The 24,801-nt window shown below is 62.4% G+C and carries 34 protein-coding genes and 1 tRNA gene; 23 read left to right on the forward strand and 12 right to left on the reverse strand.

The genetic code is table 11. The features are described from left to right. Nucleotides 1-26 precede the first annotated feature (26 nt). The 4 genes from proC to cobT all read right to left on the reverse strand — a co-directional run bounded on the left by proC (nucleotide 27) and on the right by cobT (nucleotide 2,877). Complete coding sequence (gene proC, locus PHAMO_RS09395; protein WP_002728750.1) at nucleotides 27-821, reverse strand: pyrroline-5-carboxylate reductase; 795 nt, start codon at nucleotides 819-821, stop codon at nucleotides 27-29. A 21-nt stretch (nucleotides 822-842) separates the two neighbouring features. After that, complete coding sequence (locus PHAMO_RS09400) at nucleotides 843-1,349, reverse strand: type III secretion system chaperone family protein (RefSeq protein WP_002728752.1); 507 nt, start codon at nucleotides 1,347-1,349, stop codon at nucleotides 843-845. Between the two features lie 165 nt (nucleotides 1,350-1,514). After that, nucleotides 1,515-1,781, reverse strand: coding sequence for an accessory factor UbiK family protein (locus PHAMO_RS09405; protein ID WP_002728754.1), 267 nt, complete (start codon nucleotides 1,779-1,781; stop codon nucleotides 1,515-1,517). 103 nt (nucleotides 1,782-1,884) lie between these two features. Beyond that, the gene (gene cobT, locus PHAMO_RS09410) at nucleotides 1,885-2,877 is read right to left on the reverse strand and encodes a nicotinate-nucleotide--dimethylbenzimidazole phosphoribosyltransferase (RefSeq protein WP_051002410.1); all 993 of its coding nucleotides are present in this window, start codon (nucleotides 2,875-2,877) and stop codon (nucleotides 1,885-1,887) included. Nucleotides 2,878-2,954: 77 nt separating this feature from the next. Between cobT and cobS the strand changes: the two genes are divergently transcribed. Continuing rightward, complete coding sequence (gene cobS / locus PHAMO_RS09415; RefSeq protein ID WP_002728758.1) at nucleotides 2,955-3,740, forward strand: adenosylcobinamide-GDP ribazoletransferase; 786 nt, start codon at nucleotides 2,955-2,957, stop codon at nucleotides 3,738-3,740. 24 nt (nucleotides 3,741-3,764) lie between these two features. Here cobS and PHAMO_RS09420 read toward each other — a convergent pair whose 3' ends face one another. Further along, nucleotides 3,765-4,616, reverse strand: a complete 852-nt coding sequence (locus tag PHAMO_RS09420) for a 23S rRNA (adenine(2030)-N(6))-methyltransferase RlmJ (RefSeq protein WP_002728760.1) — start codon at nucleotides 4,614-4,616, stop codon at nucleotides 3,765-3,767. Between the two features lie 149 nt (nucleotides 4,617-4,765). Here PHAMO_RS09420 and PHAMO_RS09425 point away from each other — a divergent pair, with 149 nt between their 5' ends. From PHAMO_RS09425 to PHAMO_RS09435, 3 genes are all read left to right on the forward strand, one after another. Then, a complete protein-coding gene (locus PHAMO_RS09425; protein ID WP_002728763.1) occupies nucleotides 4,766-5,290 on the forward strand; it encodes a PAS domain-containing protein in 525 nt (174 codons plus the stop codon). Beyond that, nucleotides 5,265-6,578, forward strand: coding sequence for a methyl-accepting chemotaxis protein (locus PHAMO_RS09430; protein ID WP_002728765.1), 1,314 nt, complete (start codon nucleotides 5,265-5,267; stop codon nucleotides 6,576-6,578). Before PHAMO_RS09425 ends, PHAMO_RS09430 begins: the two co-directional genes overlap by 26 nt. A 114-nt stretch (nucleotides 6,579-6,692) precedes the next feature. Beyond that, complete coding sequence (locus tag PHAMO_RS09435) at nucleotides 6,693-6,923, forward strand: helix-turn-helix domain-containing protein (RefSeq protein ID WP_002728767.1); 231 nt, start codon at nucleotides 6,693-6,695, stop codon at nucleotides 6,921-6,923. A gap of 41 nt (nucleotides 6,924-6,964) precedes the next feature. Here the strand turns inward: PHAMO_RS09435 and PHAMO_RS09440 are convergent, their stop codons facing one another. The 5 genes from PHAMO_RS09440 to PHAMO_RS09460 form a co-directional block, all read right to left on the reverse strand. Beyond that, nucleotides 6,965-9,436, reverse strand: coding sequence for a PBP1A family penicillin-binding protein (locus PHAMO_RS09440; RefSeq protein ID WP_002728769.1), 2,472 nt, complete (start codon nucleotides 9,434-9,436; stop codon nucleotides 6,965-6,967). Nucleotides 9,437-9,502: 66 nt separating this feature from the next. Beyond that, nucleotides 9,503-10,330, reverse strand: a complete 828-nt coding sequence (locus PHAMO_RS09445) for a lysophospholipid acyltransferase family protein (protein ID WP_235720823.1) — start codon at nucleotides 10,328-10,330, stop codon at nucleotides 9,503-9,505. Beyond that, on the reverse strand, nucleotides 10,308-11,117 hold the full coding sequence (locus PHAMO_RS09450; RefSeq protein WP_002728772.1) for a GNAT family N-acetyltransferase: 810 nt from the start codon (nucleotides 11,115-11,117) through the stop codon (nucleotides 10,308-10,310). Before PHAMO_RS09450 ends, PHAMO_RS09445 begins: the two co-directional genes overlap by 23 nt. A gap of 43 nt (nucleotides 11,118-11,160) precedes the next feature. Continuing rightward, nucleotides 11,161-11,592 (reverse strand): Fur family transcriptional regulator, encoded by a 432-nt coding sequence (locus PHAMO_RS09455; RefSeq protein WP_002728774.1) that lies wholly within the window; start codon nucleotides 11,590-11,592, stop codon nucleotides 11,161-11,163. A gap of 95 nt (nucleotides 11,593-11,687) precedes the next feature. Beyond that, nucleotides 11,688-12,107, reverse strand: coding sequence for a MucR family transcriptional regulator (locus PHAMO_RS09460; RefSeq protein WP_002728776.1), 420 nt, complete (start codon nucleotides 12,105-12,107; stop codon nucleotides 11,688-11,690). Nucleotides 12,108-12,206: 99 nt separating this feature from the next. Between PHAMO_RS09460 and PHAMO_RS09465 the strand changes: the two genes are divergently transcribed. Further along, complete coding sequence (locus tag PHAMO_RS09465) at nucleotides 12,207-12,455, forward strand: sulfurtransferase TusA family protein (RefSeq protein WP_040566614.1); 249 nt, start codon at nucleotides 12,207-12,209, stop codon at nucleotides 12,453-12,455. A gap of 1 nt (nucleotide 12,456) precedes the next feature. Here the strand turns inward: PHAMO_RS09465 and PHAMO_RS09470 are convergent, their stop codons facing one another. Together PHAMO_RS09470 and tsaB are read right to left on the reverse strand one after the other, a co-directional pair. After that, nucleotides 12,457-12,966, reverse strand: coding sequence for a GNAT family N-acetyltransferase (locus PHAMO_RS09470; RefSeq protein ID WP_002728780.1), 510 nt, complete (start codon nucleotides 12,964-12,966; stop codon nucleotides 12,457-12,459). After that, a complete protein-coding gene (gene tsaB, locus PHAMO_RS09475; protein WP_235720824.1) occupies nucleotides 12,963-13,688 on the reverse strand; it encodes a tRNA (adenosine(37)-N6)-threonylcarbamoyltransferase complex dimerization subunit type 1 TsaB in 726 nt (241 codons plus the stop codon). The genes PHAMO_RS09470 and tsaB overlap by 4 nt, the downstream gene beginning before the upstream one ends. Between tsaB and ddpX the strand changes: the two genes are divergently transcribed. The 18 genes from ddpX to PHAMO_RS09560 all read left to right on the forward strand — a co-directional run bounded on the left by ddpX (nucleotide 13,669) and on the right by PHAMO_RS09560 (nucleotide 24,763). After that, complete coding sequence (ddpX, locus tag PHAMO_RS09480) at nucleotides 13,669-14,238, forward strand: D-alanyl-D-alanine dipeptidase (protein ID WP_002728784.1); 570 nt, start codon at nucleotides 13,669-13,671, stop codon at nucleotides 14,236-14,238. The genes tsaB and ddpX overlap by 20 nt on opposite strands. Nucleotides 14,239-14,366: 128 nt before the next feature. Next, a tRNA-Gly gene (locus tag PHAMO_RS09485) sits at nucleotides 14,367-14,441 on the forward strand. 307 nt (nucleotides 14,442-14,748) lie between these two features. Next, nucleotides 14,749-15,246, forward strand: coding sequence for a MucR family transcriptional regulator (locus PHAMO_RS09490; RefSeq protein ID WP_002728786.1), 498 nt, complete (start codon nucleotides 14,749-14,751; stop codon nucleotides 15,244-15,246). Between the two features lie 52 nt (nucleotides 15,247-15,298). After that, the gene (locus tag PHAMO_RS09495) at nucleotides 15,299-15,988 is read left to right on the forward strand and encodes a DUF7168 domain-containing protein (protein WP_002728787.1); all 690 of its coding nucleotides are present in this window, start codon (nucleotides 15,299-15,301) and stop codon (nucleotides 15,986-15,988) included. 67 nt (nucleotides 15,989-16,055) lie between these two features. Continuing rightward, nucleotides 16,056-16,532: a Cys-tRNA(Pro) deacylase gene (gene ybaK, locus PHAMO_RS09500; RefSeq protein WP_002728789.1), complete on the forward strand. Its 477-nt coding sequence runs from the start codon at nucleotides 16,056-16,058 to the stop codon at nucleotides 16,530-16,532. Nucleotides 16,533-16,834: 302 nt separating this feature from the next. Then, nucleotides 16,835-18,055, forward strand: coding sequence for a tyrosine-type recombinase/integrase (locus PHAMO_RS09505; RefSeq protein WP_155801658.1), 1,221 nt, complete (start codon nucleotides 16,835-16,837; stop codon nucleotides 18,053-18,055). Nucleotides 18,056-18,151: 96 nt separating this feature from the next. Then, nucleotides 18,152-18,910, forward strand: coding sequence for a hypothetical protein (locus PHAMO_RS09510; RefSeq protein ID WP_002728793.1), 759 nt, complete (start codon nucleotides 18,152-18,154; stop codon nucleotides 18,908-18,910). A gap of 80 nt (nucleotides 18,911-18,990) precedes the next feature. Beyond that, nucleotides 18,991-19,173 (forward strand): helix-turn-helix domain-containing protein, encoded by a 183-nt coding sequence (locus tag PHAMO_RS09515; RefSeq protein WP_002728795.1) that lies wholly within the window; start codon nucleotides 18,991-18,993, stop codon nucleotides 19,171-19,173. A gap of 1 nt (nucleotide 19,174) precedes the next feature. After that, complete coding sequence (locus PHAMO_RS09520; protein WP_002728797.1) at nucleotides 19,175-19,369, forward strand: hypothetical protein; 195 nt, start codon at nucleotides 19,175-19,177, stop codon at nucleotides 19,367-19,369. Beyond that, on the forward strand, nucleotides 19,366-19,773 hold the full coding sequence (locus tag PHAMO_RS09525) for a hypothetical protein (RefSeq protein WP_002728799.1): 408 nt from the start codon (nucleotides 19,366-19,368) through the stop codon (nucleotides 19,771-19,773). The genes PHAMO_RS09520 and PHAMO_RS09525 overlap by 4 nt, the downstream gene beginning before the upstream one ends. Continuing rightward, entirely contained in the window at nucleotides 19,770-19,922 is a 153-nt protein-coding gene (locus PHAMO_RS19415) for a hypothetical protein (RefSeq protein WP_155801660.1), read from the forward strand. The genes PHAMO_RS09525 and PHAMO_RS19415 overlap by 4 nt, the downstream gene beginning before the upstream one ends. Further along, on the forward strand, nucleotides 19,919-20,158 hold the full coding sequence (locus PHAMO_RS09530; RefSeq protein WP_002728801.1) for a hypothetical protein: 240 nt from the start codon (nucleotides 19,919-19,921) through the stop codon (nucleotides 20,156-20,158). The genes PHAMO_RS19415 and PHAMO_RS09530 overlap by 4 nt, the downstream gene beginning before the upstream one ends. Beyond that, nucleotides 20,155-20,355, forward strand: coding sequence for a hypothetical protein (locus PHAMO_RS09535; protein WP_002728803.1), 201 nt, complete (start codon nucleotides 20,155-20,157; stop codon nucleotides 20,353-20,355). Before PHAMO_RS09530 ends, PHAMO_RS09535 begins: the two co-directional genes overlap by 4 nt. Continuing rightward, on the forward strand, nucleotides 20,355-21,098 hold the full coding sequence (locus PHAMO_RS09540) for a DUF1376 domain-containing protein (RefSeq protein WP_002728805.1): 744 nt from the start codon (nucleotides 20,355-20,357) through the stop codon (nucleotides 21,096-21,098). Before PHAMO_RS09535 ends, PHAMO_RS09540 begins: the two co-directional genes overlap by 1 nt. Continuing rightward, nucleotides 21,095-22,930 (forward strand): AAA family ATPase, encoded by a 1,836-nt coding sequence (locus tag PHAMO_RS09545; RefSeq protein WP_002728807.1) that lies wholly within the window; start codon nucleotides 21,095-21,097, stop codon nucleotides 22,928-22,930. The genes PHAMO_RS09540 and PHAMO_RS09545 overlap by 4 nt, the downstream gene beginning before the upstream one ends. Continuing rightward, the gene (locus PHAMO_RS20045; protein ID WP_002728809.1) at nucleotides 22,927-23,259 is read left to right on the forward strand and encodes a terminase small subunit; all 333 of its coding nucleotides are present in this window, start codon (nucleotides 22,927-22,929) and stop codon (nucleotides 23,257-23,259) included. The genes PHAMO_RS09545 and PHAMO_RS20045 overlap by 4 nt, the downstream gene beginning before the upstream one ends. Beyond that, nucleotides 23,256-24,323, forward strand: coding sequence for a DUF2786 domain-containing protein (locus PHAMO_RS09555; protein ID WP_002728811.1), 1,068 nt, complete (start codon nucleotides 23,256-23,258; stop codon nucleotides 24,321-24,323). Before PHAMO_RS20045 ends, PHAMO_RS09555 begins: the two co-directional genes overlap by 4 nt. Then, complete coding sequence (locus tag PHAMO_RS09560; RefSeq protein WP_002728814.1) at nucleotides 24,320-24,763, forward strand: hypothetical protein; 444 nt, start codon at nucleotides 24,320-24,322, stop codon at nucleotides 24,761-24,763. The genes PHAMO_RS09555 and PHAMO_RS09560 overlap by 4 nt, the downstream gene beginning before the upstream one ends. Nucleotides 24,764-24,801 lie beyond the last annotated feature (38 nt).

The raw sequence follows: 24,801 nt of genomic DNA on the forward strand, positions 1-24,801 counted from the left end.
TAAATTATTAGAGGTTGTAGCTCCGCCTATCCAGCCAATTCACGGCTGCGGTGCTCGGCGGCGGCGATTGCATCACGCAACAAGGGGCCAAACCCGGCCGTCTCGTCCATCAGCACCGCCAGGGCGGCGGCAGTGGTTCCGGCCGGACTGGTTACGGCCCGGCGCAGATCGCCAGCGGAGTCGGCGGACAGGCGCAACAACTCACCGGACCCGGCAACGGTGGCTCGGGCCAGCCGCACCGCCAGATCGAGATCCAGCCCCAACGCCACACCGGCTTCGGCCATCGCCTCGGCCAGCAGGAAAACATAAGCCGGCCCAGAACCGGACAAAGCCGTCACAGCATCCATCTGGGATTCGTCGGAGATCCAACCGACCTCGCCCACGGCCTCCAGCAACGACGCGGCTAAGGCACGGCGGTCGGCGGAGACTGTTTCGTCAGCAAAACAGACCGTGATGCCTCGACGCACCGCCGCCGGGGTGTTGGGCATCGCCCGGACGATCGCCAGATCATCGCCGAACGCGCGGCGGAAATAGGCGGTCGGCTTGCCCGCGGCAATCGACAGAAACAAGGCGGTGGCGACAAAACGACGATAGGGCGGCAAAGCCGCATCCATCATCTGCGGCTTCACCGCCAGAACGACGACATCGGGAACAAAGCCGGGAGGAATCGAATCGGCATCGGCCACCACGGTCACCGGGCCGACAGTGGGGCGAGTGGGATCGACCACCACCAGATCGGCGGCAGCGATACCGCGATCAAGCCAACCGGACAACAAAGCGGACCCCATCCGGCCACATCCGACCAGAAGCACCTTGGTCATGTCAATTCGTCCCCGAAATAATTAGGCCTCGCCCGCCGTTTCCAGCATCGACGCGGCAACCGCATCACGGGCGCTTTTGCCGCCCCAGATTACAAACTGAAACGCAGGATAAAAGCGTTCGCACTCGCTGACGGCGATATCGACCAGATCCTCGACCTGCTCCTGCGACAGGGCGGTTCCCCCCCGCAACAGCGAGGTGTGGCGGAACATCGGCACCGCCTCGTCCTCCCACAGACCGAAATGGCCAAGCCACAGCTTTTCATTAACGATAGCAAGCAGGTCGCAAATCGGCGTCCGCTTGGCTTCGGGGACTTTCATATCGAATGCGCAGGTGAAATGGATCGCGCCCATATCTTCGCGCCACGCGAAGTAGAGCGAGTAATTGCACCATTTCCCCGGAACCTCGGCGGCCAATTCCTCGTCGCTGCGCCGGTCGAAGGCCCAGTCGTTGGCGGCGACGAATTGTTCGACCAGATCGACCGGGTTGGCCTGAGGCTCGTCGTCTTGACAAGCAGCGGTCAACGTCATGCCTGCGTCCTCCTTGGCATGGCTCCATGCGGGAAACCTGCCCGGAATCAAATTATTGTATCCGGACAGTTTCTTCCCGACAAAGGCTAGCCTAAGCACACGATTTCCGAGGACGCAAGGCAATCCTCGGTCAAAGCATGTGAATTTTTGTGGATAACCGACCGATTACAGTCGGGTATCGGTCGCTTCGGCCAGACGCGCTTCGAGAACCCGAATGCGGGCTTCCAGAGTTTCCTGTTCCTGCCGCGCCTTACGGGCGATGGCGCTGACCACCTCGAACTCTTCGCGGGTGACCAGATCGAGACCGGCGGTGAAGCGCTCGAAATGTTCACGAAGCCGGGTTTCGACCTCGCCGCGCAGACCCGACAGCGCTCCCAGGGCGCCATTGGCGACGCGGCCGAAATCGTTGAGAAGCGGATTATGGATGGACATGATGATTCCTGGGCTGGAAAATTGCGGCGACATTATGTACAGGCCAGCGCCGAAGCGCCAGCCTGTTGATGGCTTGTTTCCTCACCCCTGCCCCGATGCAATGTCAGCCCTTATCGCTGACACCCGCCTCATCGAAAGTCGCCATGCCATTGTGGCAGGCCAGCGCCCCCCGGAGCAAGCCGACGGCAAGCGCCGCCCCCGATCCTTCGCCCAACCGCAGCCCGAGGTCAAGCAACGGTTCGGTTCCCAGCGCCGCGAGAAGGCGGCGATGCCCCGGCTCAGCGGAAACGTGGGCGACCCGGCAATGATCGAGCGCGTCCGGCCGCACCGCCTTGAGTGCTGCCACCGCGGCGGTCACGACATAGCCGTCGAGCAGCACCGGCACCCGGTGCATCCGCGCCGCAACCGTCGCCCCGGCCAGCGCAACCAATTCGCGTCCCCCCAGCGCCCGCAGGATTTCCAGCGGCGGCAGACCACGATGACGGGCAACGCCAGCCGCGACCACTTCGATTTTGCGGGCCAGCGCGCCACCTTCGACGCCGGTGCCGCGCCCGGTCCAATCGGCTGCCTCTCCGCCATACAGAGCACAGGCCAGCGCCGCCGCAGGCGTGGTGTTACCGATTCCCATCTCGCCCAGCACCAGCAGATCGGCCCCTTCGGGCACGGCGTCAATTCCGGCCTGGAACGCAGCGGCGAACTCGGCTTCGGACAGAGCCGGTCCTTGCGTGAAGTCGGCCGTCGGGCGGTCGAGGTCGATCGAGACGACATCGAGGGCGACCCCGAACGTCCGGCACAATTGATTGATCGCGGCACCACCGTGCTGGAAATTGGCGACCATCTGCACCGTCACTTCGGCGGGGAATGCGGAAACACCCAAGGCGGCGACACCGTGATTCCCGGCGAAGATCCGGGCGCAAGGCGCATCGAGCCGAGGCGGGTGGCGTCCCTGCCAGGTCGATAGCCAGCCCGACAGATCTTCCAGACGGCCCAGTGACCCGGCCGGCTTGGTCAGGCGCGGTTCGCGCGCGGCCCACGCCGCAGCGGCAGCGGCATCGCCATCAGGCAGCCGCGCCAACAATGCGGAAACGTCGTCCATGCCGGAAATCGTCAGGGTCACGATCTTGTCCCCAAGCTGTTGCTGTTAAAAGAGGTTCGACCTATAACCGAACCATCATGGCCGAGTCACCCCTCATTCCCGCGAACCCGCCCCGCGGCTGGCTCGCCGATCTTCACCTTGCCGCCACCTTTCTGACCCGCATCCCCCTGCCCGATCCGGGCACGGTGCCGCCGGGCGGACTGGCGGCGGCGATGCGCTGCTTCCCGCTGGTCGGTGCCGGGCTGGGGCTGAGTGCCGGGCTGATCGTGGTCGCAACCTCGTCCCTGTTGCCGCCACTGGCGACGGCGCTTCTGGCCGTGCTGATCCTGGTGCTCGCCACAGGCGCGTTGCACGAAGACGGGCTGGCCGATTTCGCCGACGGGCTGGGCGCTCGTGGCGGGCCGGAGCGGCGACTGGAAGTGATGCACGATTCCCGCAACGGCACCTTCGGCGTTCTGGCGCTGGTGTTTTCGGTTGCTCTTCGTGCCGCCGCACTCGCGGCTCTGCCGGGAGTGGGGGTAAAGATCGGCGCCCTGGTCGCGGCAGCAGCGCTGTCACGCGCCATGATTCCGGTGGCGATGCGCCGCCTCTCTCCGGCCCGGCCCGATGGGCTGGCAGCGCTGGCCGGTCGGCCGGGGACGAGGTGCGCGGCAACCGCCATTGGCATCGGCGCGGTGATCGCCGGACTGGGGCTGGGGCTGTCCGCGATCCCCGCCATTGCCTGCGCCGCCGTGGCGGGGCTGGGCGTCGCCGAATTGGCCCGCCGCCGCCTCGGCGGTTATACCGGCGATGTCTTGGGTGCCGTTGCCCAGGCGTCGGAGATCGCCTTCTTACTCGGCGCGGCCGCAGTGATCGCCGGATAAACGCCTACCCTACACGGTTCATCGTCATCCACGCAGGTCGGCCTCGGCGACCAGAACCTCCTGCCGATAAAAGCCGCCCTCGGGAGCCAGAACCGACGTCAGCCACGGCAATAACGCCGCCAGATCGCGGTCGAGTCCCCAGGGCGGGTTTACGACGACCAGCCCGCTGCCGTTCAGCCGGAACGGATCGACCGGGGGACGCAGCATCAATTCGACCGCCAGGGTCTCTACCCCGCCTTCGGAACGCAGAGCACCGTATAGCCGCTCGACCGGCTCCATTCCCTTGATCGGATACCACACCAGCGTAATGGCGTTGGCCCAGCGCCGCCGGATCCGGCGTAGCGCCACCAGCAAACGCTCGTGCTCGTCCTTGACCTCGAAGGGTGGATCGATCAGCACCAGACCGCGCCGTTCCGGCGGCGGCAACAACGCCTTGACCGCCACATACCCGTCCATGTGGTGAATACCGACACGGCGGTCAGCGGCAAAACGATGGCGCAGCACATCCACATCCTCGGGGTGCAGTTCGACCAGCGCCAGTCGGTCGGTTGCGCGCATCATTCCCCGCACCAGTTCGGGCGATCCGGGATAGCAGGTGCAGCCGCCGGCGGGATTGACCGCCCGAACCGCCGCCAGATAGGGATCGAGCGCCGATGGCGGCATCGCGGCCTCCAACAGCCGGGCAATCCCGCCTTTGAATTCTCCGGTTCGCTGTGCCTCGTCCGCTTCCAGGTTGTAAGCGCCGATCCCAGCATGGGTGTCCAACGCGAAAAATGGCGTTTCCTTACGCTTTAATGCGGTCACAACCATCGCCAAAACAGCGTGTTTTACGACATCGGCGAAATTTCCGGCATGATAGGCGTGGCGGTAATTCATAGCTCTTCCGTGTTTTCGGTATCGTTTATAGTATGATGTCATAGACCTTAATGCCGTATTTCGTATACTCTTTAGAAGGCATCCGTGTGTCCGATCGTTTTCGGTGGCGAATATCGGTCTATCTTCTTCTTTTTTAACGAGTGTGCGACATGAGCAAGCAGGATGTTCACCTGACTGGCGTCGAGCGTACTTTCGGCCGCGACGAAATTATCGTCAGCAAAACCGATCCTAAGGGACGGATTATTTACGCAAACGAAGTATTTCTGAATATCGCCAGCTATACTGAAGATGAGGTTCTTGGCGCTCCCCACAGCATCATCCGGCATCCCGACATGCCCCGCTGCGTGTTCAAGCTGCTGTGGGACACGATTGAATCCGGCAAAGAAATTTTCGCCTACGTTTTAAATCGTGCAAAAAATGGCGACCACTATTGGGTTCTTGCCCACGTAACGCCTACTTTTGATGGAACTGGCAAGATTGTCAGCTACCACTCGAACCGCCGCTCACCACGACGCGAAGCGGTGATCAAGGCCGATGCGCTGTATCGCGAGTTATTGGCCATCGAACAGGCCCACTCCGACCGTAAGGCCGGAATGGATGCCGCTCTCCAAGCCATGGTCTCCAAACTGCAAGCGGCGGGAATTCCCTATGATGAATTCGTCTTCACTCTCTAAGGCTCTCTTCGCTGCCGCTCTGGCCTCGGCGATCGGCGCGATCGACGTTGTACTGACCATGAGCCACGGTCAAATCATCGACAGCGCCATCACATCGTCATCAATGGCCTGTGGTCTGGTTGCGGTCCTATTGTTGATGCGCGCCAACAAAGAGATCAACCGCGCCACTGCGATCCTGAACGCAGCGGCGGGGGGGCGTCTTGATTCTCGGGTGATCCGCATCACCGAACGCGGTCAGATCGGAGCACTTGAACACTCGATCAACCGCCTGCTCGATCTGACCGAAGTGTTCACCAAGGAAGCCGACGCCGCGATGGCTCTGACCTCCGAGGGCCGCTATTTCCGCCATATCCGCACCGAAGGCATGGTCGGCGAATTCGCCGATCACGCCCGCTTGATCAACCGGGCCTTAACCGAAATGGAGCGCCGCTCACGCGAGTTCACGGTCGAGGCAACCGGCGTCGGCAACACCATCAAGCATGTCACTAGCGTCGTCGCCTCGACCGCCACCGAGTTAGAGGCAACCGCCCAGCAGATGTCGTTGATCGCCACCCAGACCAGCGATCAATCGAGCCGGGTCGCCACCGCGGCCGGAAATGCCTCGGTGCATGTCGAACAGGTTGCCTCCGCCGCCGAGCAGGTCTCGGCAGGCATCCGCGAGGTCGCCAGCCGCATCCAGCGCTCCGCCCATATGGCGCAAGAAACGATGCATGTCGCCGTTTCCACCGATTCCGCCATCAACGGCCTCAACGAAGCGGCCCAAAAAATCGGCGAGGTGGTCAATCTGATCACCGAAATCGCCAGCCAGACCAACCTTCTCGCCCTCAATGCCACGATTGAAGCCGCCCGCGCCGGAGAGGCCGGAAAGGGCTTTGCCGTCGTCGCCAACGAGGTCAAGCACCTCGCCAACCAGACCGCGCGGGCCACCGAAGAGATTTCGACCCAGATCGGCAGCATGCGCGAAGCGACCCAGAACGCCGTTTCCGCTGTCCGCACGATCGCCGGCAAGATTCGCGAAATCAATGACGACGCCATCGGAATCGCCGTCTCGACCGAACAACAAAGCTCTGCCGTTGCCGAAATGAGTTCCTCGATTCGCAACGTCGCCAGCGATGTCCAAACCGTCGCCGACACAATCGGTCAGGTTGCCGACACCGCAGGCACCGCCACCGATGCCGCCGGTCAGGTCTTGATCGCCGCCGGGGATTTGGCGGGACGAACCGTTTCGATGAATGACGACATCGAGGCTTTCGTCACTCGTGTTTGCTCCGGTCTACGCCAGAAATAGGGCTATCGGCTGATTTAACCGCTTCCACCGTCCTGTAATTGACAGCAACCCCGTCGCGAGAGCACTTTTCGAATTTGTGCTGTTCGCGCCCTGGTTGGGGCTTGGGGCCGAATCATGACCGAAACTGAATTCACCGAAACACTCGCCCGCCTGGGACTGTCCCAGGCGGCTTTTGCTCGTTTGCTCGACGATTTGGGGGAACGCCAACCCGCTCCAACCACTGTCTGGCGCTGGGCCGATGGCCGATCGCGCGTTCCTATCGGGATTGGTGCCCTGCTCCGCCTGCTCGAAACCCTTCCCGACGATCTCCGCATCGACCTCACCCGCAAGGCGGCACGGCTGTAATTCCGAATTAACCGTGCCCCTCGCCGGGCGGGCGCATCCGCTCACTGCCCGAAAATTCCCTTCAGCAGATCGTCGATCGTATTGCCCAGACTACCACCGGAATCCTGGGGACTGGACCCGGTAGAATCGCCGGGGGATTCAGCCGGAACCGTTGATTCCATCGCGGGCATCGTCAGCGGATGAGGCGGCAGTCCCTGGTGCGCAGCGACCATGACCTTCTTCCACAACTGGGCTGGCAGGCCACCGCCAGTCACCTTTTTCATCTCGTTGCGGTAATCGTCATTGCCGAGCCAAACGCCGGTGACGTAATCGGCGGTAAAGCCCATGAACCAGGCGTCACGGTAATCCTGAGTGGTCCCGGTCTTTCCCGCCACGGGGCGATCAAGTCGGGCCGCACGACCCGAACCGTTTTGGACCACGGCGGTCATCATGTCCAACATCCGATCCAAGGCGACGGGCGAAATCACCTGCCCGAATCCTCCGCCTTGGCGCTTGAACAGGACCTGGCCGGATGGATCGGTGATCTGGGCGACGCCATAGGCGGTAACGCCCTGACCGCCATTGGCGAAGGCGGCAAAAGCATTGGTCATTTCCAGCAGAGTGACCTCGCTAGTCCCCAAGGCCAGGGTGGCGTCCTTGCGCAGATCGGATGAAATCCCCAGGCGGCGAGCAGTCGCGATCACTCGTTTGGGACCGACCGCCTCGACCAACCGCACCGCCACGGTATTGACCGATTCGGCCAGCGCCTGACGCAAGGTGATCATCCCGAGATAACGGCCGGTATAGTTTCCCGGACTCCAATTGCCCAACGTGATCGGTGCATCCTCGATGGTGTCGTCCGGGGTGTAGCCCCGTTCCATCGCGGTGAGATAGACAAACGGCTTGAACGATGACCCAGGCTGGCGCAGCCCCTGAGCCGCCCGGTTAAACTGGCTTTCGTCGTAGTCACGGCCGCCAACCATGGCCCGCACCGCGCCGTCGGGGGTCATCACCACCACCGCGCCCTGGCTGACATTGGCCTTGGCCCCCGGCCCGGTCAGCAGCGCCTTTAACTCGGCCTCGACCTTACGTTGCAGCCCAAGATCGATTGTGGTCTGGATCACGATGTCGCGACCGGCGACTTCGCGATACTGGTCGAGATGGCTCATCATCCAGTCGGCGAAATAGCGCCCGGCAGCCGGAGCGCGGTGAACCAGCTGCGCCGCGCCGGTGATTTCGGCGGCATCAGCGGTTTTCTGGTCGATATACCCGGCCTCGACCATGTTCTGCACAACATTGGAAGTACGACGCCGCGATGCCTCGGGATCGTTGATCGGACTGTAACGCGACGGAGCCTTCAGCAGACCGGCAATCACAGCCGACTGATACAGCCCGATCTTACGGGCGGAAACGTCGAAATAGCGCCGCGCCGCAGCATCAACACCGAACGTGCCGGAACCAAGATAGACCCGGTTGAGATAGAGCGCGAGAATCTGCTCCTTGCTGAAACGCCGCTCCAGCCACAGCGCCATCAGCACTTCCTGCATCTTGCGCTTCATCGTCCGGTCGGGCGTCAGAAATAGGTTCTTGGCAAGCTGCTGTGTAACGGTCGAGCCGCCCTGAACCACATGTCCGGCGCGGATATTGGTATAAAACGCACGGGCCAGACCGAACAGATCGATTCCGAAATGGCTGAAGAAGCGCCGATCCTCGGTCGCCAGCACCGCCTGAACCAGATAGGGCGAGATTTCCGGCAGGGTCAGCGCCTCGCCGTACAAATCGCCGAATGCGGCAAATACCTCGCCCTCGACCGACTGAAACACCACGCTCGGCCGTCTGGTCGTCGCGGTCATCTTGTCGATATCGGGCAAATCGATGGCGTAATAGGCCACGACACCGCCGATGGCGACCCCGACCCAGATCGCCAGGGTCAACCCCCAGATCAGCAGCCGCTTCGCCCAGCCACCGCCACCGCCGCCCGAACGGCGTCGGGGTTCCTTAGGTAGTCGAGGCGGAGCGGGAGGAAGCGGCTCGGGCCGCAACCGTCCTTCCTGAGGTTTCGCCGCCGATCGCCGCGAGAGACGCGGTTCACGGACGGCTTCCGGCTCGGGCCGCGAGAGGCGCGGTTCACGGACGGCCTCCGGCTCGGGCCGCGAGAGACGCGGTTCACGGACGGCTTCCGGCTCGGGCCGCGAGAGGCGCGGCTCGCGGTCGGCCTCCGACTTGGGCCGCGAGAGGCGCGGCTCGCGGTCGGCCTCCGACTTGGGCCGCGAGAGACGCGGTTCACGGACGGCTTCCGGCTCGGGCCGCACAGGGGCCGATGGCGGAATCGGCTGACGAGGCTGCTGCTGCGCCTCGCGATAAAAGCGCGGCTCCCGTTGAGGATCGCGCGCCAAAGCAGGATAGGGCTTCGGCGGCGCGTCGGCTTCGCTCGACATCAGGCGGTCGGATGGATCGACCGACAGCGGCGCTGGCGGCGTCACGGCGCGAGAGCTGGTCTCGGACACGACTCGGGGAGAAGAGGGAGCGGCCATGGCTGTTCTAGAACATGTCCCGGACACGGAGGAAAGGGAGCGATCGGTCTTGGCGTCCGCCGGGCGTCAGGCTCGGCCAGCCAACAGCGTGGCGACACCGTTGGCGATAAGGTCGTGGCAATGCACCGTCAACTCCTTGCGCGACGGAAACGACGCCAGGGAAGTCGCCGGATGGAACGTCACCTCGACAGTAACCCGGCCCAGCCCCAGCGCGCCCAGCAGGTGACCGACCAGCGTCATATCGCCGTACCAGGCGAGAAACGGACGCATCGCCCGCGTGATCGGCAATCCGTCGAGCCGGGTATAGGCAAGCGACACCGGCTGGACCGGCAAAGGCCGGATGGTACCGTCTGCCCCGGAAAAACCTGTTTCGGCAACCGACAGCAACGCGCTTTTGAACGGCAGAACCTGATTGCCGTCGTTGCTGGTGCCCTCGGCGAACAGAATCAGAGAATCGCCGCTTTCAAGCCGATGACGAACGCTATCACGCTCGCGCGCCGTCGCCGACGGGCGGCGATCGACGAACACGGTACGAGCCAGACGGGCCAGCAATCCAAAGCCGGGCCATCCCGCCACCTCGGCCTTGGCGATGAAGCAGGCGGGGATCAGACTGCCCAGAACGATGATATCGAGATAGCTGGCATGATTGGAGACAAACAGGGCCGGCCCGGCTCCCACATCGGGAGTACCGCGCGCCACCACCGTAAAGCCAATCAGGCGCATTACGCCCTGCCAGTAGAACAGGACAACCCGACCGGCCACCCGATGCGATACCAGACGCATCATCAGATAGGGGGGGACCAGCAGCAGTGTCCACACACTGAAGGCCGCGAAACGCGCCAGGGCAAGGACTGGCGAGACCATCACGGTCTCAGACTTCAGAGGTGGCGTCACGCACGTTGCGTCCGTAGTGGCTGCGATACTTGTCGGTGATCAGGTCGGTCTTGACCAGGACACAGATGTCGGTGGTGTTGAATTGGTGATCGATCACCGCGCCATCGCCGACAAAGCCGCCCAGGCGCAGATACCCCTTGATCAACGGTGGCAACTCGGCCAGGGCGCGGCGGGGGTTCAGGCTTTCCTTTGCCATCAGATCCATATCGACATAGAGGTGAGGCAAGGCACGGGGGCGCAGGCGTTCGGGCGCCAGATGGTAGTGATAGAGATAACCGAGATGCCCGGCCAAACGTCCGGGATCGGTTCCCGGCAGGCTGGCGCAGCCGAACATCAGTTCGATATTGTGTTCGAAGACATAGGCGGCGATGCCGTCCCACAGCTTCTTCATTGTCGCGCCGTTGCGATAGCCGGCATCGACACAGGACCGTCCCAGTTCCATGAACCGGCAACCGTCAGCCAAAATCGATGAAATGTCGTATTCACCGGCGGTATAGAACCGACCGAACGCCTCTCCCGCCGCACGGGGCATCAGGCGATAGGTTCCAACCACTCCCGCCGCACCCGTGCCGCGGGCACGGTCGATCACCAGCAAATGGTCGCAAACGGCATCAAAATCGTCGATGTCACGACGACGGTCGCGGGTCGTATCGGTGGGATGGGCTCCCATCTCTTCGTAGAAGACGCGATAGCGCAGAGCCTGGGCGGCGGCTATTTCATCCGGGCCTTCGGCAAGCCTGACGTCGAGGCGGTCGGTAGGTTCATCTGCCGAAAGAGCGGATGGCATGATTCCTCTGAGTCCGTCGGGACGCGCGGATGGGCCGCGCCGTCTATTTTTCTGCCCGTTCGTCGTCGGAAGTCAACGGAACTCCGTACAGTTCCAGTCGGTGACCCACCAGTCGAAAGCCATAACGGCGAGCGATCTCGCGCTGAAGCGTTTCGATTTCGCTACTGGTGAACTCAATGACCGCGCCCGATTGCATATCGATCAGGTGGTCGTGATGATCCCCGGCCGCTTCTTCATAGCGAGCCCGGCCATCGCCAAAGTCGTGGCGCTCAAGGATCGCCGCCTCTTCGAAGAGGCGCACGGTCCGATAAACCGTCGCGATACTGATGTTCGGATCGATGTGGGTCGAGCGACGGTAGACTTCCTCGACATCGGGATGGTCAGCCGAATCCGACAGCACACGGGCAATCACCCGCCGCTGCTCGGTCATCTTCATTCCCTTGTCGATACAGCGCTGTTCGATGCGCGAGACCATGGCGTATCCGTTGACCGGCGACGGGGGCGCCTGTTACCCACAAGCGGGCGCCGCCGCACCTTGATCGCCGGCGCCCGAATACCACTTGCGTTCGCTCAGACCGCCCGCTTGCGCGTCCGCGGCTTGGTCCCGAGGCCGATCTTCTTGGCCAGGCTGGACCGATGCTGAGCATAATTCGGAGCCACCATCGGGTAATCGGCAGGCAGGCCCCAACGCTCGCGATATTCCTCAGGGGTCATGTTGTAAGCGGTCTTGAGGTGCCGTTTCAACATTTTCAGTTTCTTGCCGTCTTCGAGGCAGATGATGTAGTCGGGAGTCACCGACTTACGCACCGGAACCGCGGGCTGGGGCCGCTCGGGAACTGCCGGAGTCGTCCCAACCGACGACAGGGTACGATAGACCTCCTGGATCAGGTGGGGCAGCTCTCCGATCGCCACACTGTTATTGCCGACATGCGCCGACACGATCTCGGTGGTGAGCGCAAGAAGTTCATTGTTACTCGAACGCTCCGACATTTAGAGCACCCCTCCCATTTCCTAACGATTGGCTCTATATAATTCCTTAAATCGGGGGAAGCAATAACCAATATGACAAAGCAAGACGACTGGAATCACATGACTGAAAACCCGAACTACTGCCTTGACATCACAGCGGAGGTCTGCCCGATGACCTTCGTTAAGGCCAAGTTGCTGATCGAACGGATGGCTCCCGGCGAAACAGCCGAAATATGGCTAAAAGGCTGGGAACCTATCGAAAATGTGCCGAGATCGATCCGGGAACTGGGGCACGAAATTCTGAATATGACTCGGATCGCTGACAATGACCCGCTTGGGCTACATCGCCTTTTGATATGCAAGAAATAGTTTAGGTAGTCTTGCCGGGATACTCAGAGGACAGCTCTCTAAATTGAGATTGATCCAGTGTCCGACGCATGGTCAATGCATCAACACCTCCGTAATATCCCTTACGTCGTCCGACCTGAGCAAATCCGTGGCGGCGATAGAGCGCCTGACCGGCCAGATTGTCGTCGGCAACCTCCAGAAACATCGTCGCCGCCCCTTGCGCCGCCGAGTCCGCCATCGCCGCCTCAAGCAGCCGCCCCCCAACCCCCTGACACCGCCAGGGCGGCAACACGGCCAGGGTCAGAATCTCGGCTTCGTCAAACGTGCGCCGCCACATCACCAACCCGGCCGGTCCCGGCGGGGTCGTGCTGGGCTGCAACTGGCCTCCATCGACGGCAATCAGAGCGCTGGAGCCGGGCATCACCAGCACCTCGGCCATCGAGCGGGCACTCCACGATTCGACAAAACAGATCGCATGCATACCGGCCAGCAATTCGGCATGAAGCATCGCCGCCGGCACCAGTTCGATCATGACTTCGATCCGGGAAGGGTAACGTCCGGGGCACGGAGATACAAAGGTTCGGGCGGCCAGGCTCGCCCCTCGCGCCAGAGTTCCGCCCCCAACCGGGCGACGAAAACGGCATCCGGCCATCCGGGCGACGAGGCCGCCACCGCATCGGGCAACACCGCCAGCAGCCGCGCCCCAGCATCGCCAGCGACCAGAACCGGGCCGGTCAGCCGAGCCGAAACCTCGTCTGGGGCCAACGCCTCGACCGCGCCTAACGGGGTCAGGTCGGAGCGAAAAAACTGAATCCAAGGATGGTCCCGCTTCGAATCGAGCGCAACCACTACGGTACGACCGACTCGTTCCGCTTCGGGAATGGCCGCTGCGACCGCCAGCGGCGTCGGCACTCCGGCCAGGGGGAGGCCAGAAGCCAGGGCGAAGCCACGCGCGGCAGCCAGACCGATACGCAGGCCGGTAAACGCTCCCGGCCCGACCGTCACGGCCAACAGATCGAGTTCGGCGATGGTTAGACCGGCTTCATCCAGCACGGCCTTCACCATCGGCATCAGGGCTTCGCTTTGGCCGCGAGCCATCACGGTCAGGCGATGGGCGGCCACCCGCCCATCGCGCAGCAGCAGCGCCGCCGAACAGGCAGAGGTCGAGGTGTCGATGGCAAGAACATTCATCAGGCGGCTATACTGCGCCCGGCCAATCAAGGAAAGACCTAAGATGTCGCCTCTGGTACCCATTTCCCCATCCGCCTTCAATATCGAGTTGGCCCTGGCCTATGCCACCGCCAATAATTTCACCGGCAACCCGGTCTATCGCACCGATGCCGATTGCTGGCTTCATGCCGACGCCGCCCCATTGCTGACCCAGGCGGCAGCGCTGGCCCATCCGCTGGGATTACGACTGCGCATCCGCGATGCATTCCGCCCGGCCGAAGCGCAATGGGCGTTGTGGAGCATCTGCCCCGATCCTGAATTTCTGGCTGATCCACATCAGGGATCGACCCATTCAATGGGCGTCGCGGTCGATGTCGATCTGATCGATATCGTCAGCGGTCTGCCTCTCGACATGGGAACCGGGTTCGACGCTTTCACCCCGCTCTCTCATCACGGTCGCCTCGACATCCCGCCCGAGGCGCAACGTCACCGCGCGCTCCTGCTTGGAGTCATGACCGCCGCCGGTTGGGGCCATTATCACTCTGAATGGTGGCACTATCAGATAGACGACGCCCGTTCTTTCTATCCGTTACTCTCCGATACCGTTCTCGGGGATCGATCGATGATGCCGTAATCTCCCCGATTAGGAGATCCGTGAGACTCTTCGCAAAAAAATGAAAAAAGTGCTTGCGCCCATCGAATCTTTTCGTAATATGCGGACCTCCGGACGCCGGGACTTTCCGGCACCGGGCGCAAGACAGAGCGGGCGTAGCTCAGGGGTAGAGCACAACCTTGCCAAGGTTGGGGTCGAGGGTTCGAATCCCTTCGCCCGCTCCAAGTCTCTCACGAAAGTGAGAGCATCATCAAAAGGCTGGACCTTGTGGGTCCGGCCTTTTTGCTGTCTTCCCGCTCGTGTGCTTGGCTCTGACGCCGGAGAACGCACCAAGGTGTCGGTAAGCCTTGTAATTAACTACAGAAATAAGTCATGTACATGACTGTACTGATGCGGCGATTCCTGACGCGCGGAACATTTGAGTCTTCAGGAGCAGAGGCCCGGACTTGGCGTCGATGCCTTTCCCGCCAGCCCAGCCGCGAAATTCACGGTACGCAATGCGCCGTGACCGCCTGATTGGAGTCTGTCTGTATGATCCGCCTGACATCGAAAATTGTGGCCGCCTTCCTTCGGAACAACGTCGTCGCGACGGCCGATCTTCCCGAACTGATCCGCAGCACTCACGCAACGCTGACCAATATCGACAGCCCCGCCGTCGAAGCGCAGGAACGGCAGCAGCCCGCCGTGCCGGTTCGTAAATCGGTGACACCGGATGCGGTGTACTGTCTGGAGTGCGGCAAGCCTCAGAAGATGCTGAAACGACACCTTCAGACCGCTCACAATCTGTCGGTGGACGCATACCGCGCCAAATGGTCGCTGCCGACCGATTATCCGATGGTTGCCTCGACCTATGCCGCTCGCCGCTCGGAACTGGCCAAGTCGATCGGCCTCGGCACCAAACCGAGACAGGACCGCGCCCAATCAGCCGCCGAACAGGCCGAAACGGTAGAACCAGTGGAAGCGGCAACGCCCGAATCCCAGCCGCAGCACCGCTACCCCGCCTCGCGCTGGTCGAAGCCGGTCGGCTAAGGGAATAGGGACGTCGTAGCCGACGCCAACCGAATAAGGAAGGATGGGGCCTATGGCGAGCGATCTCGACAAGCTCAAATCACGACTTCAGGCGTTGCGGGCGAAAACCACGGCCAACGGCTGCACCGAGGACGAAGCACTCGCGGCGGCGGCAAAGGTCGCCGAACTGCTGGACCGGCACGATCTGTCTCTCAGCGATCTCGACCTGCGCGAAGAATTGTGCGAACAGGCCGCGCTTGAAACCAATCGCAAGCAGCGTCAGCCGATCTCGGCCTGCATCCCCGCCATTGCCGAGTATTGCGATTGCAAGGTCTGGCGCGAGAAAGACGAAGCTGGAAAAATCCGCTACGTCTTTTTTGGCTTGCGGCCCAGCCTTGAGATGGCCCGCTACGTTCATGACGTGATCGCGACCGCGATGCAGACCGCCTGGGAGGCCTATGCGCGCGACCAACGCTTCATCCGCTATGGCCATGACGAACGGGGATCGTTCCTGTTCGGCATGGCGGTATCGATTGCCGAGAAGCTTGGCGCGATGAAGGCCGAACGCGACGAATCAAACCGTCGCACCAGCGGTCGCGACCTTGTTGTCGTCCGTCAGGCCATCGTCGAGAGTGAATTCGCCAAACTTGACCTGTCGCTGCGGCGGGGCCGGGCATCGGGAAAGAAAGTCGCCGCCGCCGCCTTCGAGGCTGGACAGACCGCAGGCCATGCGGTGACGATTCGCCCCGGCATCGCCGGTTGACCTCCGCACCGATTTTCGACCTGTCGTTTTGACGTACTAACGACATTTCCATTTCGGGACGAACGATATGAGTAAACGCACCCCCGCCACATCCGCGATGGATAAGGCCAAAAAGCCGTTCGAGCTGTTGGAATATCAGTACGATCCCAACGCCGCCTCGATCGGGCTGCACGCGGCCCAATCAATGGGGCTGCCGCCGTCGCAGGTATTCAAGACCTTGATGGTCACCGCCGGGGACGAAGCGATGATCGCGGTGGTGCCATCGGACCACGAGTTGAACCTAAAGGCACTGGCCCATGCCACCGATAAGAAATCGGTGCAGATGATGGCGGTACACGATGCCGAGCGCCTGTCTGGCTACAAAGTCGGCGGGATCTCGCCCCTGGGCCAGAAAAAGCGTCTGCGCACGACCTTTGACCAGAGCGCCCTGCTCCTGCCCTTCATCGTCGTCAATGGCGGCCAGCGCGGACTTCAGATCAAGGCTGCCCCGCTCGATCTGATCGAAGCAACCGGGGCGATTGTGGCTTCAATCGCAACAAAATAATCCTGCTGCCTCAATGACGTAAGCCCCCTCAAGGACGACCGACTTTTCGATAAAAAAACCCCGGAAACACTCGGTTTCCGGGGCAAAGTCAAACAGGGAGGCTTCACGTCTAGGAGACTGGAAATGTTAGGCTTTTTCGTGAACAATGACGACCGCAGGCGCACACAGGCGAAACCATCACTCCACTGATATTCATTGGAAATTTGGCCGGACTGGCCCATGATGCCGTTTGCCATCGTTCGCGATGATGCGCTATCAGCCGGATAAAAACGGCCCAAGAACGGCCCATGGAATTCAGCGCCATGACAAAAGCCCTCACCGACAGCGTTGTGCGGACCCTCAAGCCGGAACGTGACGCGACCGACTGGCGCGAAGTATCTGACGGGGGCTGCCGAGGGCTACGGCTGAGAATCTCTCCGACCGGCGAGAAAGTCTGGGCAATCAAAGTCACTATCCATGGGCGACGGGTGCGCCACACCCTGGGGGCCTATCCGGCGATGTCGCTGACCGAAGCTCGGGATCGGGCGCGGGATTATGCCGCTGAGGCAAGAGCCGGGGCTTCCCCCGCCGAACTCGACGCCCGCCGCCGCGCTGAAACGCTGACCGTATCCGGAGCCCATACCGAGTATCTTGACGCCATGCGCCCGGCTCTGCGCGCCAGCACGATCAATCTGAAGGAATCGATGTTTCGCGATCACGTCGCCCCCGCCCTGGGCAAGCGGATGATCGGGACCATCCGCAAAGCCGACCTGATCGAGGTGGTTGCCGCTGTCACCGCCAAGGGCTTTCCGGTCCAGGCCAACCGGGTCTATTCGGAATTGATGGCCCTGCTGCGCTGGTGCGAACAGAAGGACTATCTCGACGGAGTGCCATCCGCGCGAAAGAAAGACATGCACAAGGTGGCGGGAACGGCCCAGGAACAGGCCCGCCGCCGGACATTGACCGAAGCCGAGCTTACCGCCGCATGGATCGGAACCGCCGACATGGGCGACTTGTCGCGGGATTACATCCGGCTGCTGATGCTGACCGGCCAGCGCCGCGACGAGGTGCGCTTGATAGACTGGTCAGAGGTTGATCTTGCCGCTGCCGTCTGGACGATCCCCGCCACCAAATACAAGACGCGCATCCCCCAGGCCGTTCCGCTGTCGTCCCAGGTAATGACAATTCTCAGGGCGCGGTGGGCCGAAGGAGCAACCGGCCCGGTGCTGCTCGGACGGACCGATGGAAAACCATTCAACGGCACTCTGAGCGCGCTTCGTCGGCTGCGGGAGATTGTCGGCGGCAAGGGCGACTTCACCCTTCACGATATCCGCCGCACCCTGCGAACCGGCCTCGCCCGTCTCGGTGTGGATGAGACCACCGCCGAATTGGTGATCGGCCATGTCCCCCAAGGGATCGTGAAGGTTTATGACCAGCACGACCGCATGGACGAGCGCCGCGCCGCACTCCAGCAATGGGCCGACTACCTTGAGCGGCTGGCAACGCCCGGTACCAATGTGACGCCCCTCACCAGGGGGGCGTAAATACCAATCGGTGGGGATAGGGCGACGGCCTGACAAGCCCGGAACTCCGACCGGGTTTCTCCACCGACCACTTCGGAGGCACCACGGAGGGTGCAGATGGTTATGATTCCTGAAATCAGAGGCGCGGGAAAAGAGTGGTCTTGGCCCGTCTTCATTCGTCCGTCGTTTATTCCGGTCGGAATGCTGTGCCTGACGGACGTAATTGACCATGAAGGACGTCACATCTTCGGTGCAGCTTGGCCCGACATCACGAAGCCTATAAGCACTCCATCAGAGAGTTCCCCAAAAATTTTACTTGGCGGATTGGGATCTGTGGGGATGGGACAACATAAACCGACCCCAAGCCTTGACCCTATTCACAATGAAATGATCAAAGAGGCAGTCAAATGGACAAGACAGCTTCTGCACTCGCTCAATGACGCCTCTATCGTCATCGACGAAAAAACTGGTGATGAATATAAATTAAACCGGAGTCTATGGGCTTCACGGGATGGAACAATAGTCCTCACGAGCGGTCGTATTCCTCCCGGACTAGGAATATCTGTCGGCTGGGTCTATGTCCGCGAGGACATGCTGAAGGCTGTTTGGGAGGTGAAGGCTACGGAAGAGGAGATTCCGAAAACTGATTTTGCCAGCCACCTGGACGCCTACAAGGCGTGGGAGGCCGACGTTCTGGCGCAAACTGGCAAGAAGCCACCCCTCCAAACCCTGAAGCCCGGTACAAAGAGCGCCGAGGCTTGGGGAAAAGAGCGGGGGCTTTCCAGATGCGATGTTGTCAAAGTGAGGGAGATGTGCGGCCATAAACCGAAAAGAGGGCGCCCAACATATTCACCAGATAATTCACATAATCAATAATTCACTGGTGAATTTGTGAATTAGGTACCCGACGCAGTATGTGAATAATAGCGGGCAGTCTCGAACGAACGAGGTTGCCCATGAACACCGCCCCCCAGCTTTACACGCCCAATGAAGTCTGCGCCGTTCTGAAGATCGGACGGACCAAGCTCTATGACCTGATCGGCAAGAAGTCGCTTCAGGTCATCAAGCTGGGCAAATCAACTCGTATCACGGCTGATAGCCTCAACGCCCTGATCACGATCAGACAGGATGCCGCCTGAGATGGGCGCGCATGAAAAAGGCCGCGCCCTGGCGGGGGCGCGGACCTTCGAAACCATCCAAGCTGAGCGTCTGGACGGGTTCGAAAATAGCGAATTTCCCCGCAACCTGCAACTGCGCCGCCTTGCGGCCCTCGGCCTTCGCGGTTCGATGGCGGCGGCTGTTGCCTCGCTGGCTTGGCCGGGCGGTGCGGCATGAGCGCCCCCGCCCGATCCCTCGCCCTGTTGCCGCTGATACGCGATCAATTCCCGGCCCTTGATTGCCGCGATGGGCAAGCCACTGCCGACGCCCTGACGTCTTTGGCCCTGGCGCTGGGGCGGGCCGGATTGACCTGGACCGATCTGGCTGAACTGGTCACGGAAGGCGCATTCCATCTGGTCGCCCGAGACCGAGCTTCCGCGCCGGAAGGCCGGTGGCCTGAACTCGGCGACCTGCTGGGCCTGCTTCTCGGTCGGCTGAACGGCGACCTGTCGGCCAGCGAGCGGCGGCAACTGGAGCGGTTGAGCATGAAATGGGATGCCGGAACACCCCTTCATAATCGCGATGCAGGGACGATTCACCGCACATTCCGGCGGATCGTCCTGGCGGGAGTGACGCCATGACCCCGCGCCCAAGCCAGCAGCCCGACACCGTGCCGCCCAATTGGCGGCCGGTCGGCGGGGTAATCCTCGACATCTTGCGTCGTGCTGCCGGAAGCGATCCGGCCCGACTGGCGGCGATCGCGGCCCTGATCGACGGGGGTGGCAAATGATCCCGTCCGGACCCCGGTTTCCCCGTCTGGTCGAGCACCTGCACCGCCTCGGCCCGAGGGCTATGGGCGAGTTGCTCGCCGAGATCGCGACAGAGTGGGACATCCCGGACGATGACCTTGTCTCGACCCTCGAACGCTATGGCCGCCTCTCCCCCGAGATGCTGGCCGCTCTGAACGGTGTCCGATTCGCGTCACCCCCGATGACCGCCATTACTGGCGGCAAGGAGACGAGATGAGCGCTCGCATTCTGAAATTACCCCGCACGGATGCCGGTCGAGCCGAGCTTCGCGCGGCGCTCAATCCCAAGAGCAGCGCCGATTTCCGGGCGTACCTCGTCGAGACATTCGACTGGGACGAAGAGGCGGTGGAAATGGTCCGGATGGGTATTTCCGAATACCCGGCCGCCGCCCTTCTAGTGCGGGAGGCGATGTGATGCCCGGCCTCTTTCGCTTCGACTTCTATCCAAAGGATTGGCACTTGGACACCCGTGACCTGAGTTGCGCGGCCAAAGGTGTCTTTATCGACATCTTGTGCGCGATCTATGCCCGAGGCGGCGGCATCCCGAACGACGAGCGGGAGTTGTGCCGGATCACCGGATGCGCCACGGCCAGAAGCCTCCGGCCTCTGCTCGCTGAATTGCTCGACAAGGGCAAGCTCAGGCTGGTGGATGGGCTGGTCATCAATGGTCGAGCCGCCGAAGAAATCGCCAAATACGAGGGCAGAAGCAAGGCTGGACGCAAGGGCGGGAAGGCCCGTTCCGCCCGAGTTCGAGCTGAACTCGACGCGAACTCGACCGGAACTGAAGCTGAAACTCAAGGCGATTTCGTTGAAAATCAATGCGATGACAATAACCCCTCACCTTCACCGTCACCGTCTATAGATTCAGTAGGAGATAAATCTCCTCCTGGCGCGGCCTCGTCGATCGACGTGAAGAAGCCCCTATTCGACCTGGGCACCCGCGTGTTGGGACCGCGTACCGGCGGCATGGTAACGAATTTAATCAAGCATCATTCCGGCGACCTCGACGCCACTATGCGGACCCTGGAATTCGCGGCTGGCAAGTCGAATCCTCGCGAGTGGGTCGGGGCGATCCTCAACGGCGAGCGCCGGGCATCGACCGAAGCGGTCATCGCCGAGACCGACGCCCTGTATCGCCGACTGGGGGTGCTGCTGTGAGCGACATCACCGCCATCAAGCGCGCCTTGGTCGATCGTGCGCCCGAAGTTGCCGAACACCTGTTGCCGCGTGGCCGGAAGATGGGCCGGGAATGGACCGTGGGCAGTGTCGGCGGCGAGCCGGGCGAATCGCTCAAGGTCTGTGTCCAGGGTGCCAAGGCCGGAACGTGGTGCGATTTCGCCGAAGGGGGCGAAGGCGGCGATCTGATCGACCTGTGGCGAGCGGTCAAACGCCAGCCCCTGCCCGAGGCGTTGGACGATATCCGCAATTGGTTGGGGATCGAACGGCCCCGGTTCGAGAAACCGGCCAAAGCGTGGCGTCGTCCCGACCGGCCGAAATGCGCTGCGCCGAAGTCGGACGTTCTGGCCTACCTGACCGGCGAGCGCGGTCTGTCCGAGGATGCGGTTCGCGCCTATCGGGTCGGCGAACAGGGTCGGACCATCGTGTTCCCCTCGCTGCTGCCGGATGGCACCCTGGCTTTCGTCAAATTCCTGGGGATCGACCGCAGCCCCGAGGGCAAAAAGATCACCCGGGTTGAAGCTGGATGCGAGCCGGTCCTGTTCGGCTGGCAGGCGATCGACCGCAACGCTCGCGAAATCGTCATCACCGAAGGCGAGATCGACGCCCTGACCGCCTGGGATTTCGGCATTCCGGCCCTGTCGGTGCCGTTCGGGGGCGGGATCGGCGCGAAACAGGCATGGATCGAAAGCGAGTTCGAGCGGTTGGGCCAGTTCGAGGTGATCTATCTCGCGCTGGACAACGACCGGGAAGGCGAACTCGCCGCCGGGGAGATCGCCAACCGCCTCGGTCGTCACCGCTGCCGCCGGGTGATCCTGCCGCGCAAGGATCTGAACGAATGCCGCAAGGCCGGTTTGTCGGCGGAGGAAATCCGCGAGTGCTTCGCCGCCGCCCGGACCCTCGATCCGCCCGAACTGCGCCGGGCCGGGGAATTCACCGAGGATGTCCTTCGCCTGTTCTGGCCGACCGATGACCAGGAACCGGGCTATCGCCTGCCGTTCGCCAAGATCGGCGACAAGCTGGTGTTCCGGCCGGGCGAACTGTCGATCTGGACCGGCCCCAGTGGTGCCGGTAAGTCACAAGTGCTGTCTCACGCTCTGGTGGCGATGGGCGATCAGGGCGCGCGGGTCTGCCTCGCCTCGCTGGAAATGGCTCCGCGCCAGTCGCTAAAGCGGATGGTCAAACAGGCGGGCAATGTCGATCGTCCGACCGAACCCTTCCTTCGCGTCGTGATGGACTGGCTCGACGGCTGGTGCTGGGTGTTCGCCCTGGTCGGCAAGGTATCGGTGGCGAAGCTGCTGGAAATCTTCGAATACGCCCGCGCTCGGTATGGCTGCGACGTGTTCGTGATCGACAGCCTGATGCGGCTGGGGATCGGTTCAGAGGATTACGAGGGGCAGGAGAAGGCGGTGTTCGAGATCGTCACCTGGGCGGTCGAAAAGGCGGTTCACGTCCACCTCGTCGCCCATGCCCGCAAGGCCGACCGGGCCAGCGGCGGAGTTCCCGAACTGGAAGACGTGAAGGGAGCCAGCGAGATCGGGGCGAATGCGTTCAACATCCTGGGCGTCTGGCGCAATCGGAAGCTGGAAGACGAGATCAAGGCGGCGGAAGTCAGCGGCGATCAGAACGCCCTCGCCCCGTTGGCGGACAAGCCCCCGGTGCTGCTGAACGTCGCCAAACAGCGCAATGGCGATTGGGAAGGGAAGATTGGCCTCTGGTTCAACCAAGCCACCTACCAGTACCGCAGCGCTCACGATGATCGGTTTGGCCACCAGTTCGTCGAGACCCCCGCAGGCTGGAGAGCACCGGCATGAATCCGAGAAACAACCCCATGCACCGACGTTCGTCGTCTCGCCTTCTGGCCGTGGCCGCTGCTGCACAAGCGCCCATTGCGCCCCGGCCGGTCGAGCTTCTCCACGGTGGGCAGATGGGCGAAGAGAACCTGTCAAAACCTGACATCCAGAACGCCACCCAGGCGGCGATCCGCGCCGGGTACAGCGAGAAGACGGCCCGTCAGCAGGGCGAGCGCCTGTTGAAAAATGTTGAAATCCAAAAGGCCCTTTCCGGGGCCATCGACGCCCGCGCTCAGCGCACCGAGGTGACCGAATCCCCCGCGTCCAATCTGGACGAGGTGACGAAATGACCGCCGCCCTGAACGCCGACAAACTCGGCAAACTGCTGGCCCTGGCGTCGAGCGACAACGACGCGGAGGCTTTGGCCGCGCTCCGCAAGGCGAAGGGGATGCTTGCCGCCGCCGGGATGGATTTCAAGGACGTGGCCGAACGGATGGCCGCGCCCAAGGCCAGCACCACCAGCTTCGATTATTCGGCATGGACCGGGGAGCCGCAGCAGCAGCCACCGAAGCCGAAGGGTTACACCAAGGGGAATTTCACCTGGGAATCGAAGGCCGCCTATGACGCCTACATGGCCCGGCAGAAAGCCCAGCGAGAGGCCGAACGCCAGCGGTACGCCCCGCAACGAGCGGCGGTTCTGGAAAAATACGGCAGCGAGGCGGCGGCGATCGCCCGCGATCCGCGCGAACAGGCGTTGCACGATGCCGCCTTGCCCTGGCTGGAAGGCTCGTTCGAACCGAGCCCCGGCTTCGAGTATCTGGCCGGGCGTTGGCACGACAGCATGGGCGGATGGAGTCGGTACGATTTCGGCAAGCACCCGGTGGACGAATGCCGGGCGGCGATCATGGCCGCGATACCGATGCCTCAGACGATTCGGGAGGCCCGAGACGAAGCGCGCTATTGGGCCGAGCGGGACGATGAACTGTGCCACGCCGTGGAATGCTGGGGTGATGAACAACTCGATCTACCCGCGTCCTATCGCCGCGAGATTGTCCGCAAGATGTTCGAGCGGGACATGCCGATTGTCACTCTCGATGACCTGCTTGTGCGGCTGGAATTCGCAGCCGATTCGGATGGGCATGACGATGCCCATTTGGCCGCCCCGTCCATTCTGGACACCTTCAACCGGCTGGTGATCAACGGGGCATCGTCCAATCTGGACAGCGCCACGCCACCCGTTCCGCCCGTCCAGACTGGACACCCGACCAGCACCGCCGCCCGCCGTGCTCACGTCCTCGACATGTTGAAAAATGTTGAAACCGCAAGCTGGTCGGATCGCGCCCTCGCGAAGGCGGCCGGGGTGTCGCCGACCACCGTTGGCAACCTGCGCCGACAGGTCCGAGGTGCGGCATGACCGCCGTTCTTGCGCTCACCCTGTCGGCACCACGCTTCGGCTGGGCAGTTGGCTCGCTATCCGGTCGGATCACCAGCGGCCGGGCATCCCTGCCGGTGGCAACGCCGGATCGCCCCGGCATTCCGTTCCAGGCGTTGCGCCGCTGGCTGACCGAAACCAAGCGGACCGCCGGCGATCTGGCCCTGGTGCTGGTGGACGAAGCACCACCCGGAACCGCGATCACCCATGCCGGGCTGTTCGCGATCGCTGCCGCCTGGGCCGATCACCACGGCATCACCATCGAGACCGCGCCCGCCGCGACAGTGGCCCATGCCCTGACGGGCAATCCGGACGCCCACCTCCCCGCCCTGGTCGCCGCGCTGCGCTCAGTCGGCCAATCCCCCACCACCCGCGAGGAAGCCCGCGCCCTCGCAATCCTGCTGTGGAGCCTGACCCGATGACGCCCCATCCGCAGACACCCCGCCAAATTGAGCGGAAA

The organism is Magnetospirillum molischianum DSM 120 (assembly GCF_000294655.1).
Classification (GTDB): Bacteria; Pseudomonadota; Alphaproteobacteria; order Rhodospirillales; family Magnetospirillaceae; genus Phaeospirillum; species Phaeospirillum molischianum.